The 1,056-nt window shown below is 37.9% G+C and carries 2 protein-coding genes and 1 pseudogene; 1 reads left to right on the top strand and 2 read right to left on the bottom strand.

What is annotated here, in order from left to right; genetic code table 11:
• Positions 1 to 376, bottom strand: a 376-nt coding sequence (locus CBG25_RS00445; RefSeq protein WP_290603693.1) for a hypothetical protein, incomplete at its 3' end; no start/stop codon positions are given.
• A gap of 23 nt (positions 377 to 399) precedes the next feature.
• Between CBG25_RS00445 and CBG25_RS00440 the strand changes: the two are divergent.
• Positions 400 to 762 (top strand): annotated as a pseudogene (locus CBG25_RS00440) (transposase); the annotation flags it as partial.
• Between the two features lie 113 nt (positions 763 to 875).
• Here the strand turns inward: CBG25_RS00440 and CBG25_RS00435 are convergent.
• Positions 876 to 1,056 (bottom strand): hypothetical protein (locus CBG25_RS00435; RefSeq protein WP_290603692.1); only part of this gene is annotated, 181 nt, incomplete at its 5' end.

Raw genomic sequence — 1,056 nt, 5'->3', positions numbered from 1 at the left:
GGCTGACAAAAATACATCCCAAATCTAAACGCGCCAGATTTTCAAGTGCTCTGAGCGAACTATGCCCTTTCATGATCCCATAAAGCAAAATTCCCATCATTGAACGAGGAGAATACGGCGCTCTACCTGTTGAAGAATAACAGCGTTCGAAAGGTACCCAGTCTTGTTCATCCAAAATCTCTGTGACAATAAATGCCCTACGTTCACCAATTTGCTTGAGATAATCGCAAAGGGAAACAGAACCCTCCAAGATAGGTAGATTTTGCGCTTTGACAAACTTACGTTTGGTGTGAGAAGGCGATTCCAGTTTGCGAGTAAATACGGTCATAAAAGATCTGCGTTTAAAACGAATAAAGCAAATTTTAATCGATAACATGAGCTTTTGCGACAGCCTCTAAAGACCTATGGCGATTAGTTGAACCTTCTATAGACAAAAAAAGCCCTTGTGTACTAATTGCCGATGATACATTGATTGCCAAAACACGTAGTAGAAAAATAGAGATGGTTCATTATCAATATTCAGGTAATAAGCATGATGTTATTGCTGGCATAGGTTTGGTTAATTTGCTTTGGCATGATCTGACAAGTGTTGAATCAATTCCTATTGACTATCGTATTTATGATAAAGATTCTGATGGAAAAACAAAAAACACGCACTTTTCCGAAATGCTGGCTCTTGCTAAAAAAAGAGGGATCATGCCAGAAGCGGTAGTGATGGATGCCTGGTATTCTAGCCTACACGAGTTTCGCACAGGCATATAAAATTCTAAAAATGGCTTAAAAGCAATGATTAATCTGCAAGTTACTAAAAAACATAAATTTTCTTAAATTACAATAAGTTGTATTTGATTTATAAGGTTTTGACTATTTATATATCATGCTGAATTAAACTTAAAAATAGAGCGTTTTTTTATTGGTGCGAAACTCGTGTAAGCTAACCCGTGTATCATCTTCTCAAGCGGGATTTGAACGGCGATGGTGGCAAAAAAGACCATCACCGTGGCGATAATTACCCAAAAAGCCACGATATTGGCAATCTGCATAAACATCGCCACC

The sequence above is a fragment of the Arsenophonus sp. ENCA genome (assembly GCF_002287155.1).
Classification (GTDB): domain Bacteria; phylum Pseudomonadota; class Gammaproteobacteria; order Enterobacterales; family Enterobacteriaceae; genus Arsenophonus; species Arsenophonus nilaparvatae.
This window is presented reverse-complemented; position numbering and strand designations above follow the sequence as displayed.